General features: G+C 70.7%; 14 protein-coding genes and 1 pseudogene. 8 read left to right on the top strand and 7 right to left on the bottom strand.

The genetic code is table 11. The annotated features are described in order from the left end of the window. Positions 1 to 28 precede the first annotated feature (28 nt). On the bottom strand, positions 29 to 256 hold the full coding sequence (locus tag OH809_RS42430; protein WP_406415528.1) for a transposase: 228 nt from the start codon (positions 254 to 256) through the stop codon (positions 29 to 31). 376 nt (positions 257 to 632) lie between these two features. On the opposite strand from OH809_RS42430, the gene OH809_RS42425 reads away from it, so the two are divergent. After that, positions 633 to 836 (top strand): hypothetical protein, encoded by a 204-nt coding sequence (locus OH809_RS42425; RefSeq protein ID WP_406415530.1) that lies wholly within the window; start codon positions 633 to 635, stop codon positions 834 to 836. A 280-nt stretch (positions 837 to 1,116) separates the two neighbouring features. Beyond that, the gene (locus OH809_RS42420; protein WP_406415531.1) at positions 1,117 to 1,734 is read left to right on the top strand and encodes a TOPRIM nucleotidyl transferase/hydrolase domain-containing protein; all 618 of its coding nucleotides are present in this window, start codon (positions 1,117 to 1,119) and stop codon (positions 1,732 to 1,734) included. Between the two features lie 199 nt (positions 1,735 to 1,933). Here the strand turns inward: OH809_RS42420 and OH809_RS42415 are convergent, their stop codons facing one another. The 4 genes from OH809_RS42415 to OH809_RS42400 all read right to left on the bottom strand — a co-directional run bounded on the left by OH809_RS42415 (position 1,934) and on the right by OH809_RS42400 (position 6,549). Continuing rightward, a complete protein-coding gene (locus OH809_RS42415; RefSeq protein WP_406415533.1) occupies positions 1,934 to 3,559 on the bottom strand; it encodes an AMP-binding protein in 1,626 nt (541 codons plus the stop codon). A gap of 140 nt (positions 3,560 to 3,699) precedes the next feature. Beyond that, positions 3,700 to 4,485 carry an Asp/Glu racemase gene (locus OH809_RS42410; RefSeq protein WP_406415535.1) on the bottom strand — a complete coding sequence of 262 codons (786 nt, stop codon included), beginning with the start codon at positions 4,483 to 4,485 and terminating at the stop codon, positions 3,700 to 3,702. Continuing rightward, complete coding sequence (locus OH809_RS42405) at positions 4,482 to 5,399, bottom strand: fumarylacetoacetate hydrolase family protein (RefSeq protein ID WP_406415536.1); 918 nt, start codon at positions 5,397 to 5,399, stop codon at positions 4,482 to 4,484. Before OH809_RS42405 ends, OH809_RS42410 begins: the two co-directional genes overlap by 4 nt. A 37-nt stretch (positions 5,400 to 5,436) precedes the next feature. After that, positions 5,437 to 6,549: a cupin domain-containing protein gene (locus OH809_RS42400; RefSeq protein ID WP_406415538.1), complete on the bottom strand. Its 1,113-nt coding sequence runs from the start codon at positions 6,547 to 6,549 to the stop codon at positions 5,437 to 5,439. Between the two features lie 99 nt (positions 6,550 to 6,648). Here OH809_RS42400 and OH809_RS42395 point away from each other — a divergent pair, with 99 nt between their 5' ends. The 4 genes from OH809_RS42395 to OH809_RS42380 all read left to right on the top strand — a co-directional run bounded on the left by OH809_RS42395 (position 6,649) and on the right by OH809_RS42380 (position 11,476). After that, positions 6,649 to 7,116, top strand: a complete 468-nt coding sequence (locus tag OH809_RS42395) for an acyl-CoA thioesterase (protein ID WP_406415539.1) — start codon at positions 6,649 to 6,651, stop codon at positions 7,114 to 7,116. Further along, entirely contained in the window at positions 7,113 to 9,464 is a 2,352-nt protein-coding gene (locus OH809_RS42390; protein WP_406415541.1) for an FAD-dependent monooxygenase, read from the top strand. The genes OH809_RS42395 and OH809_RS42390 overlap by 4 nt, the downstream gene beginning before the upstream one ends. Before the next feature lie 2 nt (positions 9,465 to 9,466). Beyond that, entirely contained in the window at positions 9,467 to 10,516 is a 1,050-nt protein-coding gene (locus OH809_RS42385; protein WP_406415543.1) for a carbon-nitrogen hydrolase family protein, read from the top strand. Between the two features lie 99 nt (positions 10,517 to 10,615). Further along, positions 10,616 to 11,476, top strand: coding sequence for a PaaX family transcriptional regulator C-terminal domain-containing protein (locus tag OH809_RS42380; protein ID WP_406415545.1), 861 nt, complete (start codon positions 10,616 to 10,618; stop codon positions 11,474 to 11,476). A gap of 36 nt (positions 11,477 to 11,512) precedes the next feature. On the opposite strand, the gene OH809_RS42375 is transcribed toward OH809_RS42380, so the two are convergent. After that, the gene (locus OH809_RS42375) at positions 11,513 to 12,940 is read right to left on the bottom strand and encodes an amino acid permease (RefSeq protein WP_406415547.1); all 1,428 of its coding nucleotides are present in this window, start codon (positions 12,938 to 12,940) and stop codon (positions 11,513 to 11,515) included. After that, on the bottom strand, positions 12,937 to 14,208 hold the full coding sequence (gene kynU, locus OH809_RS42370; protein ID WP_406415549.1) for a kynureninase: 1,272 nt from the start codon (positions 14,206 to 14,208) through the stop codon (positions 12,937 to 12,939). Before kynU ends, OH809_RS42375 begins: the two co-directional genes overlap by 4 nt. A 141-nt stretch (positions 14,209 to 14,349) precedes the next feature. Here kynU and OH809_RS42365 point away from each other — a divergent pair, with 141 nt between their 5' ends. Together OH809_RS42365 and OH809_RS42360 are read left to right on the top strand one after the other, a co-directional pair. Next, a complete protein-coding gene (locus tag OH809_RS42365; protein WP_406415550.1) occupies positions 14,350 to 14,481 on the top strand; it encodes a hypothetical protein in 132 nt (43 codons plus the stop codon). Then, positions 14,472 to 14,585 (top strand): annotated as a pseudogene (locus OH809_RS42360) (Lrp/AsnC family transcriptional regulator); the annotation flags it as partial. The gene OH809_RS42365 and the pseudogene OH809_RS42360, both read left to right, overlap by 10 nt. Positions 14,586 to 14,817 lie beyond the last annotated feature (232 nt).

Below are 14,817 nucleotides of genomic sequence, written 5' to 3'. Positions count from 1 at the left end.
CCTATTCGGACAAGAGAGGAGGCGCCAGTCATCCGATGACTAGCCTCGCCGTTTCGGTTGCCGTGACGGGATGTGCGGACTCCAGCACCCGCTTGGTCAACTGCAGCAACAAACCACCCTCACCGGTCAGTTGCGGGCCCTCGCTGCGGGCCCGGTCGACCAGCATCGCGACGAGCTGCTCGTCCGACACAGCTGACGGCATCGCACCGCCGGCCGACACCTCGACGGACTCGTGCTCGATCGTCGTCTCGCTCACTTGGCGTCTCTCCCTTGATCAGCAGATCCACCGTTGATTGGGCTCTGGCTCACATCCGGTGGTGACTGAAAGTCACGACGGCGACGAATAGGCCATCGATCACGAAGCCGCAGGTCCGTGCACCACAGCGGTCGTTCCCTGGGGCCGACCGATCGGCCCGGCGTCTGTCCGTGAGAGTCCGGCGCGACAAGCTCAGCGCCCCCGATGCGCTGCCATCCGCTTCAAAGCATCGAGGTCAGAGCACCAGCCGCACTCTCTGCAAGGTAGAGATACCCCATACTCACGATCCGTCACCGCTGAGTAGGTCCGGAGAAACGGACCGGGAGCAATCCCGGCACCGCGCTCCGGGCCTACTCAGCTTGCGCCCCCTCCCAAGGTGCACGTTCGGCGAGACAAGGACGGCCGGATCGTCGGCGCCGAACAGGCCGACGGCGAGAACCAGGAACAGCACGACGACACCCAAGCCGCGGTGGAGTCCGCGCTGCTGCACATCGGATTCTCTCCCCGCCTGAAGACGGGGATTCCCTCCGAAGAACAGGGATGGAAGTCGAGATCACCGAGGCCGTTGACGCGGAGCTGAGCAGGGAACGCGCGGCGCGGATCGAGCGGGACGCCGCGCGGATCGAGGAGCTGGCCCGCAGCGGGTTCGAGGGGCTGGCCTACGAGGTGTTCGAGATCGAGCGGGAGGCCGAGCCGATCCTGCTCGGCATGCTCCGCAAGGGCACGCTTCCCCGGATCGCCCGGAAGCAGTGCAGGAGCCGGGGCTGGAAGTTTCGCTCTTCCTCCTCACTTGAAGCCCCCGGAGCGCGGCCGACGAAAACTCCGTGCCGCGCCCGCCCGCGCAGGAGCAGAATCGCCCCATGGCTGACATACGAACGTTCCGGGACGCGGTCACCAGCTGGGCGGCGGGCAGCCCCGGTGGGCTGGCGAGTGAGCTGGCCGTGCGACTGCGGGTGCGGACTGCGGTGTTGTTGGAAGGGCTGAGCGACCTCGCGGCCGTTGAGACGCTGGCCGCGCGCTATGGTCGGGACCTGCCCGCCGAGGGGGTGTGCGTCATGCCCATGGGTGGAGCGATGAGCGTCGGCCGCTACGCCAGCCTCCTCGGGCCGCCGGGGTTGGGTCTGCGCCTCGCCGGACTGTGCGATGAGGGCGAGCAGCGCTTCTACGACCGCGCTCTTGAGCGGGCCCGTGCGCCGCGCCAAGGGTTCTTCGTGTGTGTGACGGACCTGGAGGACGAACTCATCCGCGCGCTGGGCGTGGCACGGGTTGAGGAGATCGTCCAGGCTGAGGGCGAACTCCAAGCCTGGCAGACTTTCGTGCGCCAACCTGCACACCAGGGCCGGCCCCCGCAGCAACAAATGCGGCGCTTCCTCGGCACGAAGAAGGGCCGCAAGATCCGCTACGGCCGCCTCCTGGTCGAGGCCCTCGACTCCGAGCGGGTACCTGCTCCCCTCGACAACCTGCTCGCGAGCCTGTGACCGAAGCACTGATCGAGGTCAGCAGCAGCGGCAGGTCCGGCGCCAAGCACGCAAGCTCCACAGGATCCGGTCCAGAGTCGCGGAGGCAGACGCCCTCGAAGCCATCGCGAAGATCACCACTTGTCTTGGACGCAACCCGCGCGGACGTCGCGCTGGACGCGGAAGATCAGCCGTCTTCGTCTCTGTCGCGGACTCGATGTCAGGGGGCCTGCCGACCGCTGCGCAGCCGGTACCGCTGGATCTTGCCGTTGGGGGTCTTCGGGAGCTCGGGCAGGAAGGTGACGGCTCGCGGGTATTTGTAAGGCGCGATCGTGTCCTTGACGAAGGTCTGGAGTTCGGTCGCCTTCGCGTCGTCGCTCGGCACCCCTTCGCGCAGGACGACGAACGCCTTGACGATCGCGCCCCGCTCGGCGTGCGGTACTCCGACGACCGCGGTCTCGGCCACATCGGGGTGGGCGAGCAGCGCCTGCTCGACCTCGGGCGCCGCGATGTTGTACCCGGAGGAGATGATCATGTCGTCGTTGCGGGCCTGGAACCAGAAGTAGCCGTCGGCGTCGCGTAGGTAGGTGTCGCCTGTGATGTTCCAGCCGTGCTGGACGAAGACCCGCTGCCGGTCGTCGTCGGCGAGGTAGCGGCAGCCGGTGGGTCCCTGGACGGCGAGTCGGCCCGGTGCGCCGTCCGGGAGCGGGTTGCCGTCGAGGTCCATGATCGCGGCGCGGAAGCCCGGGACCGCGCGGCCGGTGGCGCCGGGCCGGATGCCCTCGTCAGCGGCGGAGATGAAGATGTGCAGCATCTCGGTGCCGCCGATGCCGTCGATGATGCGGATGCCGGTGGCCCGCTCGAACTCCTCCCACACCGTGACCGGAAGGTGCTCTCCGGCCGACACACAACGTCGTATGCCCTTCAGGGCGTACGCGCGGCCCGCGGCGAGGATCGCCTTGTACGCGGTGGGGGCGGTGAACAGGACGGTGGCACCGTGCTCGGCGACCGCGTCGGCGAGTTCGCCGGGTGTGGCCCGCTCCAGCAGGAGCGTCGAGGCACCGGCACGCAGCGGGAAAACGATCAGTCCGCCGAGCCCGAAGGTGAAGCCGAGCGGCGGGGTGCCCGTGAACACGTCGTCCGGTGTGGGCCGCAGGACGTGCAGCGAGAAGGTGTCGGCGCTGGCGAGGACGTCGCGGTGGAAGTGCATGGTGGCCTTGGGCCTGCCTGTGGTGCCGGAGGTGGGGCCGAGCAGGACGACGTCGTCGGCGGCGGTGTCGACGGCGGTGAACCCGCCGCTCTTGGTGGCGGCGCGGGTGGTGAGGTCGTCCGGATCGCCGTCGGCGCCGAAGCACAGGACGGGCAGACCGTCGCCCGCCGCCGTGCGCAGGTCGTCCGCGTAACGGTGATCGCACAGGGCGAGGCTGGGGCGGGTCAGCTCGATGAGCGGTGTGAGTTCGCCGGCGCGCAGCAGCGGAACGGTGGTCACGACCACCCCGCCCGCTTTGACGACCGCGAGCCAGCATGCCACCACCCAGGGGGTGTTGGGGCCGCGGAGCAGTACGCGGTTGCCCGGCACCAGACCGAGGTCGTCGGTGAGCACCTGGGCGATCCGGTCCGTGTGGCGCCGCAGTTCGCCGTACGTCCAGTTCTCGGTGGGCGTGCGCAGGCAGGGGCGGTCGGGGCCGAATCGGCGGATGGTTTCGTCGAGGAGGACCTCGGCGCAGTTCAGGCGCTCGGGGTAGCGCAGTTCGGGCAGGTCGAAGTGGAATTCCGGCCACTGATCGGCGGGCGGCAGATGGTCACGGCAGTACGTGTCGTGGTGCGCGGACGGCGAGAGCTGCATGGGCAGCGCCCCCTTCTGACTGGCGGTGTCCGGAGCGCGGGTTGAGGGGCGGGCCGCTGCCGTGCGGGTGGGCGACGGCCCGGTGTCGTACGGCCGGAGCGGCGAGGGCCCGTGTCGTACATGCGGCGTGGGGTGGTGAATCAGACGGCTGGAAAGGGGGCGTCGGCGTAGGCGCCGGACAGCAGCCGGCCTGCGCCGGGAGCAAAAGCAGGCAGGCCGAGGGCGCGCATCATCTGGTGGGCGGTGGCGATCGAGGCGGACAGCACAGGCTTGCCCAGTTCCTGCTCGACGACCTCGATGGACTCCAGTGACGGCATCTGCACGCACGCCGAGAGCACGATCGCGTCCGCGTCGCCGTGGTCGAGTTTGCGGACGATGGGCACCAGGTCGCGCGGGTCGTGCGCGGCGACCTGGAGGTTGTCGGGGATCTCCAGTGCCGTCCAGTCGCCGACCTCGATGCCCTCGTTGCGGATGTAGTCGACGACGGTCTCGGTGAGCGGCCGCAGATAGGGGGCGACGAGGGTGATCGAGCGGGCGCCCATCGTGTGCAGCGCACCGACCAGTGCGCCCGCGCTGGTGACGACCGGCGCGGGAGCGCCGTTCTCCCGGGTCACCGCGGTCAGCTTCCGCTCGGACGTGCGGTGGTAGCCGTGCCCCATGCTCATGATCGCGACGAGGCAGGCGTAGCCGAGCACGTCGACACGGGCGTCCGACAGCTCGGCGGCGCAGCGGGTGGAGTCGGCGTCCATGGCCGCCAGTTCCTCCTTGCGCACCTGCTTCATCCGCATTCTGCTGGAGTGGAAGGTGAACCGCTCTGGGGCGACGGTCTCCCGGGCCCGGAAGAGGGCCGGGATCTCGGTCTCCATGGTGACGTTGGAGCTCGGCACGATCTGGCCGATGCGGAAGGTCTTGGGGCGTTCGCTCATCGTGCGTCCACCACCGGGTTGCGCAGGGTGCCGATCGACTCGACTGTTGCCTCAACGATATCGCCGGGGGTGAGGAACTGCTGCGGGGTGAAGCTCGCGCCCACTCCGGCCGGGGAGCCGGTGGCGATGACGTCGCCCGGCTCGAGGGTCATGCCGGCGCTGATGTCGGCGATCAGTTCGGGGATGCGGAAGAGCATGTGGCGGGTGTTGCCCTTCTGCTTCACCTCGCCGTTGACGCGCAGGGACAGGTCGAGGGCGTGCGGGTCCGGTACGTCGTCGGCGGTGCGGACGGCCGGGCCGAGGGGGGCGTAGGAGTCCTGGCCCTTGGAGTAGAACCACTGCCCGGAGCGGCGCTGGTCGCGGGCGCTGATGTCGTTGACGATGCTGTAGCCGAAGACATGGTCGAGCGCGTCCTCGGGCCGCACCCTCTTCGCGGTCCTGCCGATGACGACGGCGAGCTCGCATTCCCAGTCGAGCTGGGCGGTGAGGTCGCCGTCGTGCCAGATGGGCTCGCCGGGTCCGGTGACGGCAGTGGCGGGCTTGCTGAACAGCACGGGCCGCTGCGGCAGTTCCTTGTCGGTGTCGAGCGTGCGGGCCGACTCGGCGACGTGCTCGGTGTAGTTGAGGCCGACTCCGACGATCTTGCCGGGACGCAGGGGCGCCTTCAGCGTGACCTCGGCCAGCGGATGCCGCGCCGCTTCGGGCACGGGACGGGTCAGCAGTTCGGTCAGGGCGGCGACGGCTTCGGGTGCTGCGTGGACGAGGTCCAGCACGGTCGCGGGAGCTGCCCCGAGCCCGGGGACGACGGCGCGGTACTCGGCGGTGAGCGTGGCGATGTCGATGACGGTGTCGTCGCGCTGTATGCCCAGCCGGCGCGCCTCGTCGCCGTCACGGGTGTAGCTGACCAGCAGCATGTGGACTCCTTGGAGGTGTGCGCGGTTCCGGGGTGGTTCAGGCGGTGGGCTGGTGGCCGTCGTTGTCGGTGTGCGCCTCCTCGCGCCAGAAGGCGAGGGAGCGCATGACCGGGAAGTCGTTGAAGGAGAAGAGGACGGCGTCGTCGGTGCTGCTGGTGTTGGCGTGTTCGTGCCAGGCCCAGGACGGGACGCAGAAGATGTCGCCCTCCCGCCAGTCGAAGCGCTGCCCGGCGATGATCGAGTGGCCCTGGCCCTTGGCGACGTTGTAGACGACCGAGCCGGTGTGCCGGTGCGCCTTGGTGGCCTGCGAGGGGCGCAGCAGCTGGAGGTGGGCGCCCATGGTGGGCATCACGGAACCGCCGGTGAGCGGGTTGCTGTATTCGAGGATGATCCCGTCGTACGGGGAGCCGTCGCTCGCCTCGGCGGCGTTCAGCAGCGCCGGGTACGCCTGGTCCCAGGGGTAGGCGAACAGCGGGGAGTAGGGCTTGGTCCAGCCGTCCTCGAAGCCGTACGGGCGCAGCTCGCCGGCGCCGTAGGTGAGCAGCGAGGAGTTCACGACCTTCCCCTGCTCCTGGTGCAGGTCCGGGTGTACCTCGTAGAAGCCCGCGTCGTGCGCGTTGACCAGTGGGATGTCCAGGCCGTCCTGCCAGATGACGGGGGCGTCGTCGCCTTCGTTGCCGTGCTCGTGCCAGGCCCAGTTCGGGGTGATGGCGAAGTCGCGCGGGCCGACCTTGAGCTTCTGTCCGTCGACGATCGTCCAGGCGCCCTGCCCCTCGATGACGAAGCGCAGCGCCGCGGCCTGGTGGCGGTGCGCGGTCATGGACTCGCCGGGTCCCATGATCTGCAGTCCGGTGTAGAGCATGCCGACGGCGGCGGAGACGTCCTTGCGGCCGGGATTGACCAGCATCACGACTCGGCGACCTGCGTCATCGGCCTTGACCAGGTCGAGCGACTCCAGCACCAGCGGGCGCAGGCGCTCGTACGACCAGTGCACGGGGACCGACTTGGGCTGCGGGTACCACGGCTCGATCTCGTTGGCGACGGTCCATAGCGCTCCGGCTTCGTGCTCGGCGAGCCGCTCGTAGTACGCGCTCAGGTCCGCAGTGTCGCTGACTCGCGCCCGGCCCGGTACGTCGTCGCTGTACGTCATGTCCGCTCGGCCTCCTCGCCTCGCCGTCATCCCGTTATCTTGACGGTCGTCAGCATCACGCTATAGCTTCCGGGGTGTCAAGAGGCTGGAGGAAGAGCGATGGACACATCGGATCCCGGATCCACACCCCGTACGGCTTCCGAGGCGGCCGTGGAGCGTCGGGTCGAGTGGTACGACACCGACGCCTCGGGCCATCAGCACCACTCCGCGGTGCTGCGCTGGGTGGAGGCCGCGGAGGCCGAGCTACTGCGCCACCACGGCCTGGACCGGCTGTTCGGGCGCACCCCGCGGGTGCGCCACGAGGTCAACTACCGTGCCCGGCTGTGGTTCGGCGAGACCGTGACCACCCGGCTGCGCGTGGTCGGACTCGGGCGCACCTCCCTCACCTATGCCTTCGAGGTGCGCGGCCGTGAGGGTGTCGCCGCCGACGGCACGCTGGTCGTCGCCCATGCCGAGCCCGACTCACCCGCGGCCACACCCTGGCCGCAGGACGTGCGGGACGCGCTGGAGGGCGAACGGGACACGCGGGAGGGCGCACCTGCGACTGCCCCGGGGGCGATCGCATGACGCGCATCGCGATCATCGGCGGGGGCCCTGCCGGTCTGTACTTCGCCGCCCTCGCCCAGCAGCTCGACCCGACCCGCGAGATCACCGTCTGGGAGCGCAACGCCCCGGATGACACCTTCGGCTTCGGCGTCGTCTTCTCCGACGAGACACTCGACGGCATCGCGGGCGCCGACCCGGCCGTCTTCGCCGGGATGGAGGCCGAGTTCGCGCGCTGGAGCGACATCGATATCCACTACCGGGGCAGCGTGCAGACCTCCGGGGGGCACGGCTTCGCCGCCATCGCCCGCAAACGGCTGCTGCAGATCCTGCAACGGCGCTGCACCGAACTCGGCGTCGACCTGCGCTTTCGTACCCAGGCCCCGCCCGCCGACGAGCTGTCGCGCGCGTACGACCTGGTGATCGCCGCCGACGGGGTCAACTCCGCGATCCGTGCCAAGCACGCCGACGTGTTCCAGCCCTCGCTGGACGTGCACGGCTGCCGCTACATGTGGCTCGCCACCGACCGGGCGCTGGAGGCGTTCACCTTCATCGTCGCCGAGTCCGAGCACGGCCCGCTCCAGGTGCACGCCTACCCATTCGGCACCGACCGGTCCACCTTCATCGTCGAGATGCCGGAGGACACCTGGCGCAAGGCCGGCTTCGACCGGTCGGCAGCACGTCGGTACGGCCCCGGCGAGAGCGACCACGCGAGCGTCGCGGGCTGCGCCGAACTGCTGGCAGACCACCTCGACGGGTACCGGCTGCTGACCAACAACTCCAAGTGGCTGCAGTTCACGACGGTGCACAATCGCACCTGGCGGCACGGCAACATCGTGCTGCTCGGCGACGCCGCGCACACCGCGCACTTCTCCATCGGCTCCGGCACCAAGCTGGCCATGGAGGACGCGCTCGCGCTCGCCACGAGCCTGGAGGCCGAGCCCGGCGACCTGGCGGCGGCCCTCGACCGGTACGAGCGCGGGCGCAGGCCCGTCGTCGAGTCCACGCAGCGCGCGGCGCAGGCCAGCCTGGAGTGGTTCGAGACGATCCGGCACGCGGTCGGACAGGAGCCGGAGCAGTTCGCGTTCAATCTGCTCACCCGCAGCCGCCGGGTCTCGCACGACAATCTGCGGGCCCGCGATCCGCAGTACGCGGCAGGGGTGGAGCGCTGGTTCGGCGGGGAGCGGGCGGCGCCCCCGCTGTTCCAGCCGTATCGGCTGGGCTCGCTGGAGCTGCGTAATCGCGTCGTGGCCGCGCCCGTCGCCACCTACACGGCGACCGGTGAGGGCGTGGTCGGCGACACCGAGCTGGTGCACCTGGGCGGCGCGGCCTTCGGCGGGGCGGGCCTGGTGTTCGCCGGAATGACGGCGGTCAGCCCCGCGGGCCGAGTGACCCCGCTCTGCCCGGGGCTGTGGGACGACGCACAGATACCCGGCTGGCGGCGGATCACCGACCTGGTGCATGCGCACAGCGGCAGCGCTGTCGGCGTCCAGCTCAGCCACAGCGGGCGCAAGGGCGCGACGAGCGTCCCCACGCGCGGCTCACTGGGTGCTTCCCTGTCCGAGGGCGGCTGGCGCACCGTCGCGCCCTCGGCGCTGGCCTGGGGCGACCACCCCGCGCCGCACGCGCTCGAAGAGGACGAACTCGGCTTGATCGCAGAGGAGTTCGCGGACGCGGCCCGGCGCGCCGACGCTTCGGGCTTCGACGTGCTGGAACTCCAGGCGGGCCACGGCTTCCTGCTCTCCTCCTTCCTGTCCCCGCTCACCAACCGCCGCACGGATGCCTACGGAGGCGACCTGCCGGGCAGGCTCCGCTTCCCGCTGGGGGTCCTGGACCGGGTGCGCGCCGCATGGCCGGCCCACAAGCCGCTGATCGTGCGGATCTCCGCCGTCGACTGGGCCGAGGGCGGCACGACGATCGAGGACTCGGTCGCCGTCGCGGCCGCCCTGCATGCCCGGGGCGCGGACGCGATCGACGTCTCCACCGGCGAGGTCGTGCCCTGGGAGCGTCCCGCGTACGGGCGTACGTACCAGACGCCGTTCGCGGCCCGCCTGCGCGCCCAGGCCGGGGTGCCGGTGATCGCGGTCGGCGGCTACTCCACGTATGACGACGCCAACTCCACGATTCTCGCGGGTCGTTCGGACCTGGTGGCGCTCGGCCGTGCCCAGCTCCGCGACCCGGCGTGGACGCTGCACGCGGCCGCCGCACTCGGTCACCGGGGCCCGGCCGCCTACTGGCCCCGGGTCCTTCGCGCGGGCAGCACCCCGCCCCCGGACGGCAGCAGGCAACGCCCGGCGCTGACCCTGCGCCCGGCCGCCATGCCCGACATCCACCACCGCTGGCGCCCGGCTCGTCAGGAAAGGATCGTCTGAGCATGCGACACCTGGAGGACTTCCCCCGCTTCACCGCGGCGGCCGTCCAGACGGCCCCCGTCTACCTCGATGCCACCGCGACCGTCGACAAGGCCGTCGCGCTCATCCACGAGGCCGCCGGCCACGGCGCCCGGCTCATCGCCTTCCCCGAGGTCTTCGTCCCCGGCTACCCCTACTGGAACTGGACCATGAACCCGGTCCAGGGCTCCCCCTGGTACGAGAGGCTCTACCGCTCGGCGATCGACGTACCCGGCCCCCACGTGGACACCCTGCGTGCCGCCGCTGCGGCGACGGGCACCACGGTCGTCATCGGCGTGAACGAGCGCGGGGCCCACAGCCTGGGTGTGCTCTACAACAGCGTGCTCGTCATCGGCCCGGACGGCGCGCTTCTGGGCGTTCACCGCAAGCTCGTCCCCACCTGGGCGGAGAAGCTCACCTGGACGGGCGGCGACGGGAGTTCGGTGCGGGTGCACCACACGCCCCTCGGCCCGCTCGGCGTGCTGGCCTGCGGCGAGAACACCAACACCCTCGCCCGCTTCTCGCTCCTCGCCCAGGGCGAACTCATCCACGTCTCCAACTACATCTCGCTGCCGGTCGCACCCGCCGACTACGACATGTCCGAGGCCATCGCCATCCGCACCGCGGCCCACTCCTTCGAGGGCAAGCTCTTCTCGATCGTGGCCTGCTCGACGATCACCGAGGAGATGGTCGAGGTCGCGGCCGGCCACGACCCGGAGATCGCCCAGGCAATGCGACGCCCCCGCAGCGCCCTGTCCGGCGTCTTCGGCCCCGACGGCCGTCCGGTCACCGAACCGCTCGTGGACGAGGAAGGCATCGTGTACGCCGAGATCGACCTGGCCCGCTGCATCCAGCCCAAGCAGATGCACGACATCGTCGGCCACTACAACCGCTTCGACGTCTTCCGGCTGCACCACGACACCACGCCCCAGCAGCCTCTCGTACGCACCGAGGAACCGTCCGGCGACGCTCCTCTCACCGGCCCCTGGACGTCCCGGACATCGGCGCCGGGCGACGGTGCGGCCCAGTCCTGATCGCTCCCTGGGCGGACGGCTCACCACGGGTGCGCCGCCCGCCCATGCCGCTCTCGTGACGGAAGTCCCAGCGGTGTGACGGTGTCCTAGGATGACGTCATGGCGACAGCGAGCGGACATGAGTCCGATGGGGACTGGGGACCGGCGGGGCAGATTCCACCCCGGCAGTTGATCGTGACGATCTACGGACTGTACTCACGCGCCACGGACGGCTGGATGTCGGTGGCCTCCCTGGTCCACCTGCTGGCCGACCTCGGTGTCGACGAGTCCGCCGTGCGCTCCTCCGTGTCACGTCTCAAGCGCGCGGGGATGCTCGAGTCCGAAGCGATGGCCGCAGCCGCCGGATACCGGCTCTCCGACCAGGCGCGGCGCATGCTGCGCGACGGCGATCAGCGCATCTTCTCGGCCCGGCGGGCCACCTTGGACGAGGGCTGGGTGCTGGTGGTGTTCTCGGTGCCGGAGTCCGAGCGGGCCAAGCGGCACACCCTGCGCACCCAGCTCACCCGGCTCGGCTTCGGCGCCGCCTCCCCCGGCGTGTGGATCGCACCCGGTCATGTCCACGACGAGGTGGAGGACGTGCTCGCCCGGCTGGAACTGCGGTCCTACGCGGACCTCTTCCGGGCCGACTACCTCGCCGTGACCCCGGACCTGCCCACGAAGGTGCGCCGCTGGTGGGACACCGAGCGGCTGCAGGACCTCTACCTCCAGTTCCTCGCCGTCCACCGCCCGGTGACCGAACTCCTGGCCCAGGGCGGCCCGGCGACGGACGCCGAGGCCTTCACGGCCCACATCAGGGTGCTCACCGACTGGCGCCGGCTGGTCTACCTCGATCCCGGCGTGGCCCGGGAACTGCTGCCCGCCAAGTGGAGCGGCACCGAAGCGTCGGAAGTATTCGACGAGTTGCACGCCCGGCTGGCCGGACCGGCCCGCCGCCATGTGGAACGGGTGCGGTCCCGCTGACCGCCCCGTCCCGGACAGTCGGCGGGACCGCGAAGGTCACACGGTGACGGGTTCTTCCTCGACGGCTGACGGTGCGGTGCGCCGCCGGATCACCACGGCGTAGACGGCCAGGAGCACCAGCGTGAAGCCCAGGCCGATGACCGCAGCCTGACGCATCGCCGGGACGACAGCCGCCGTTGCCATGACCGCCAGCACCCCTGCGATGCCGGCCCAGGCGGTGCGACGGCCGCCGGGCACCCGGCCTCCGCGCCCGTCCGCCGACGCGTGCCCGCGTCCGCGCGTGAAGGCGAGATACGAGGCGAGGATCAGCAGCCAGACGAGAAGAATCGCGAAGATCGCGATCGACACGAGCACGCTCAGGACGTTGCTGACGCCGTAGGCGGCCAGCCCGGCGGCCACGGCGATCCCGCAGGCCGATCCGATGAGGGCGAAGACCGGGACACCCCGCCGGTTGAGCCGGCCCAGCGCGGCCGGGGCAAGCCGGTCGTGCCCCAGGGAGTGCAGCAGGCGACTGGCGCCGTAGAGATTGGCATTGGCGGCTGAGATCGCCGCGATCAGGACCACCGCGTTGGTGAGCGAGGCGGCCGCGGGTATCCCCATGTCGGCGAACACCCGGACGAAGGGACTGGCCTGGACGCTGCCGTCGCCCCCGGCGGACTCCCGCCACGGCAGCAGCGTGACCACCAGGGAGATCGCCACCACGTAGAAGAGTCCGAGCCGCCAGACCAGCGAGCGCATGGCCGTCCGGATGGACCGGCCGGGGTCCGAGGTCTCCGCCGCCGAGATGAATGTGGTCTCGAATCCGGCGAAGGCGAACATGACCACGGCCATGGCGACCCACACAGCGCTGCCGCCCGCAGGGAAGAAGCCCCCGTCCCGCGTCAGGTTCCCGAGACCCACGGCCGGGGTGTGCGGCATGCCGAAGAAGACCAGCAGGACACCCGACGCGATGAACACGATGAGTGCGGTGACCTTGATCGTGGAGAACCAGAACTCCGCGACGCCGAACGACCTCACGCTGATGAGGTTCACACCCAGGACGACGGCCGCGACGGCGAGCACCGCCGCGAGCAGCGGCACGTTCGGCCACCAGAAGCGTATGTAGACGGCGGCGGCCACGACTTCACCACCGACCGCGACGACGGCCCCCTCCCAGTACAGCCAGCGGGTCAGGAAGCCCGCCCACGGCCCGAGATAGCGCTGGGCGATGGAACCGAAGGCGCCCCGGACGGGGTGGGCGATCGTCATCTCCCCGAGGACCAGGCCGATGATCCCGACGAGGGCCGCTCCGGCGGCGTACGAGAGGATCACGGCCGGGCCCGCCGTGGCGATGGCGGAGCCGGATCCCAGGAACAGGCCGGTGCCCAGGGCCGAGCCGAGTCCGATCATCGTGATGTGCCGGTGGGTCAGAGACCGTGACAGTTCGCGCTCGTCCTCGGCGGACCCATCGGCCGGGGCGGTCATTCGGCGTCTCCGATGCCCGTGGCTCCGGCCAGCTCCGCCAGGACGGCCATGCCCCGGTGCACCTCGGCGAAGGACGTGCTCAGTGGCGCCAGCCCGATCCGGATGCCGTCGGGCGCCCGGAAGTCGGGCACCACCCCCTGCTTCCACAACTGCCCGGTCAGTTCACGGAAGTCGGGCCGGCTCAGGGTGATGTGGCCGCCCCGCCGGTCCGCATCCCGGGGCGAGGACACCGTGACGCCCTGGTCGACGAGCCAGGCGTCGGCGAGCTCCAGGGCATACTCGGTCATTAGCACGGACTTGGCGCGGATGGCCTCGATGCCGACCTCCTCCAGCATCTCCAGACCGGTCAGCAGCGGCAGCATGGCGAGGATGGGCGGGGTGCCGCTGAGCACCGACCGGATCCCCTCCGCCGGTTCGAACCCCGGGCCCATCTCGAACGCGTCCTTGCGCCCCATCCAGCCCCACACGGGCTGCTGCGTGCTTCCGTGGTGCCGGCGGCTGACATACCCGAACGCGGGCGCGCCCGGACCGGCGCCCAGGTACTTGTACGTGCAGCCGACGGCGAAATCGACGCCCCACGCGTCCAGCTGGAGCGGGACGGAGCCCACGGAGTGGCTGAGGTCCCACAGGGCCAGGGCGCCCGCGGCGTGTGCGGTCCGGGTGATCGCGGCGGCGTCGGCCAGATACCCGGACCGGTAGGCCACATGGCTGAAGACCACGAGGGCGGTGTCCGCTCCGACCGCCTCCGAGACCTGCTCCTCGGTGATGCCGCCCGTCGGATCGGTCTCGATCCACCGCAGGGCAAGGCCGAGCTCCGCGGCTATGCCTTCGAGGACATAGCGGTCGGTCGGGAAGTTGTCGGTGTCCAGGACGATCTCGCGGCGGCCAGGGCGGGCCATCAGCGCTGCCCGCGCCAACTTGTAGAGCATGACGGTCGTCGAATCCGCGACGACCGTCTGACCGGGCGCGGCGCCCAGCGCTGCGGCGGCCAGGCGGTCGCCGACGGTCTGCGGCCAGTCGAGCCAACCGTCCGTCCAGCCGCGGATCAGGCGCCCGGCCCACTGCTCGGTGATGAAGCGCTGCATCTGCTCGGCGGCGGCGCGGGCGGGGCGGCCGAGCGAGTTTCCGTCCAGGTAGGCGACCAGGTCGGAGCCCCCGGGAGCGATGAAGCGGTCACGAAAGGACCGCAGCGGGTCCGCCTCGTCCAAGGCGCGAGCCTTTCGCGCCAGGGCGCTCGGTGAGGACACAGCGGTGTCGGGAACAGCCATCGAGGGGCCTTTCGGGAGAGGGCGGCGCATGGCGTGCCGGACGCGGCAGCCGACAGAGGACGACACCATCACGCCAGAGCATGCGTCGATTATTCGACGGTCGTCACAAAAGTGCAAGAGCCTGAGTGAGAGCCGGGCCTCGTGACCCGTACAGTCCCCAGTGATCACCCCTGTCCCGGAGGAGGCCACCGGACCATGGCCGTCGACGAGCTCGACACCCGCATCCTGCGGCTGCTGCTGGAGCAGCCGGGCACCGGCGTGCGCGACAGGTGATCCGGCTCCCGGCCGTGGTCCGCACCCGCACCGAGGTGGCCCTGCGCGAACGGGTCCCGCATCGGCTGCTGCCCCTCGTCGAGGAGATCGGCAGCACGACCCGCACCCGAGCGGGCCGCCAGACCCCCGCGGCACAGACCGGCCGCCCACCCGGCGCAGCGCGAGCGGAGGTGCGGCGAGCCATTCGCTTGCTGGGGCGGACACCGCATTGCTGGTCCGTGCCGTCGATAGGGCGGATCCTGACGGCAGCGTTCCGTGGGCGCTCACCTTTCGCACCTGTGTTCACGAGGACGAGTTCGGGGTGGTGATGGAAGCCGTGGAGTGACTCCTTCGGAA

The organism is Streptomyces sp. NBC_00873 (assembly GCF_045207415.1).
Taxonomy (GTDB): domain Bacteria; phylum Actinomycetota; class Actinomycetes; order Streptomycetales; family Streptomycetaceae; genus Streptomyces.
The sequence above is the reverse complement of the archived record's forward strand: the minus strand, read 5'-3'. Positions and strand labels throughout refer to the sequence as shown.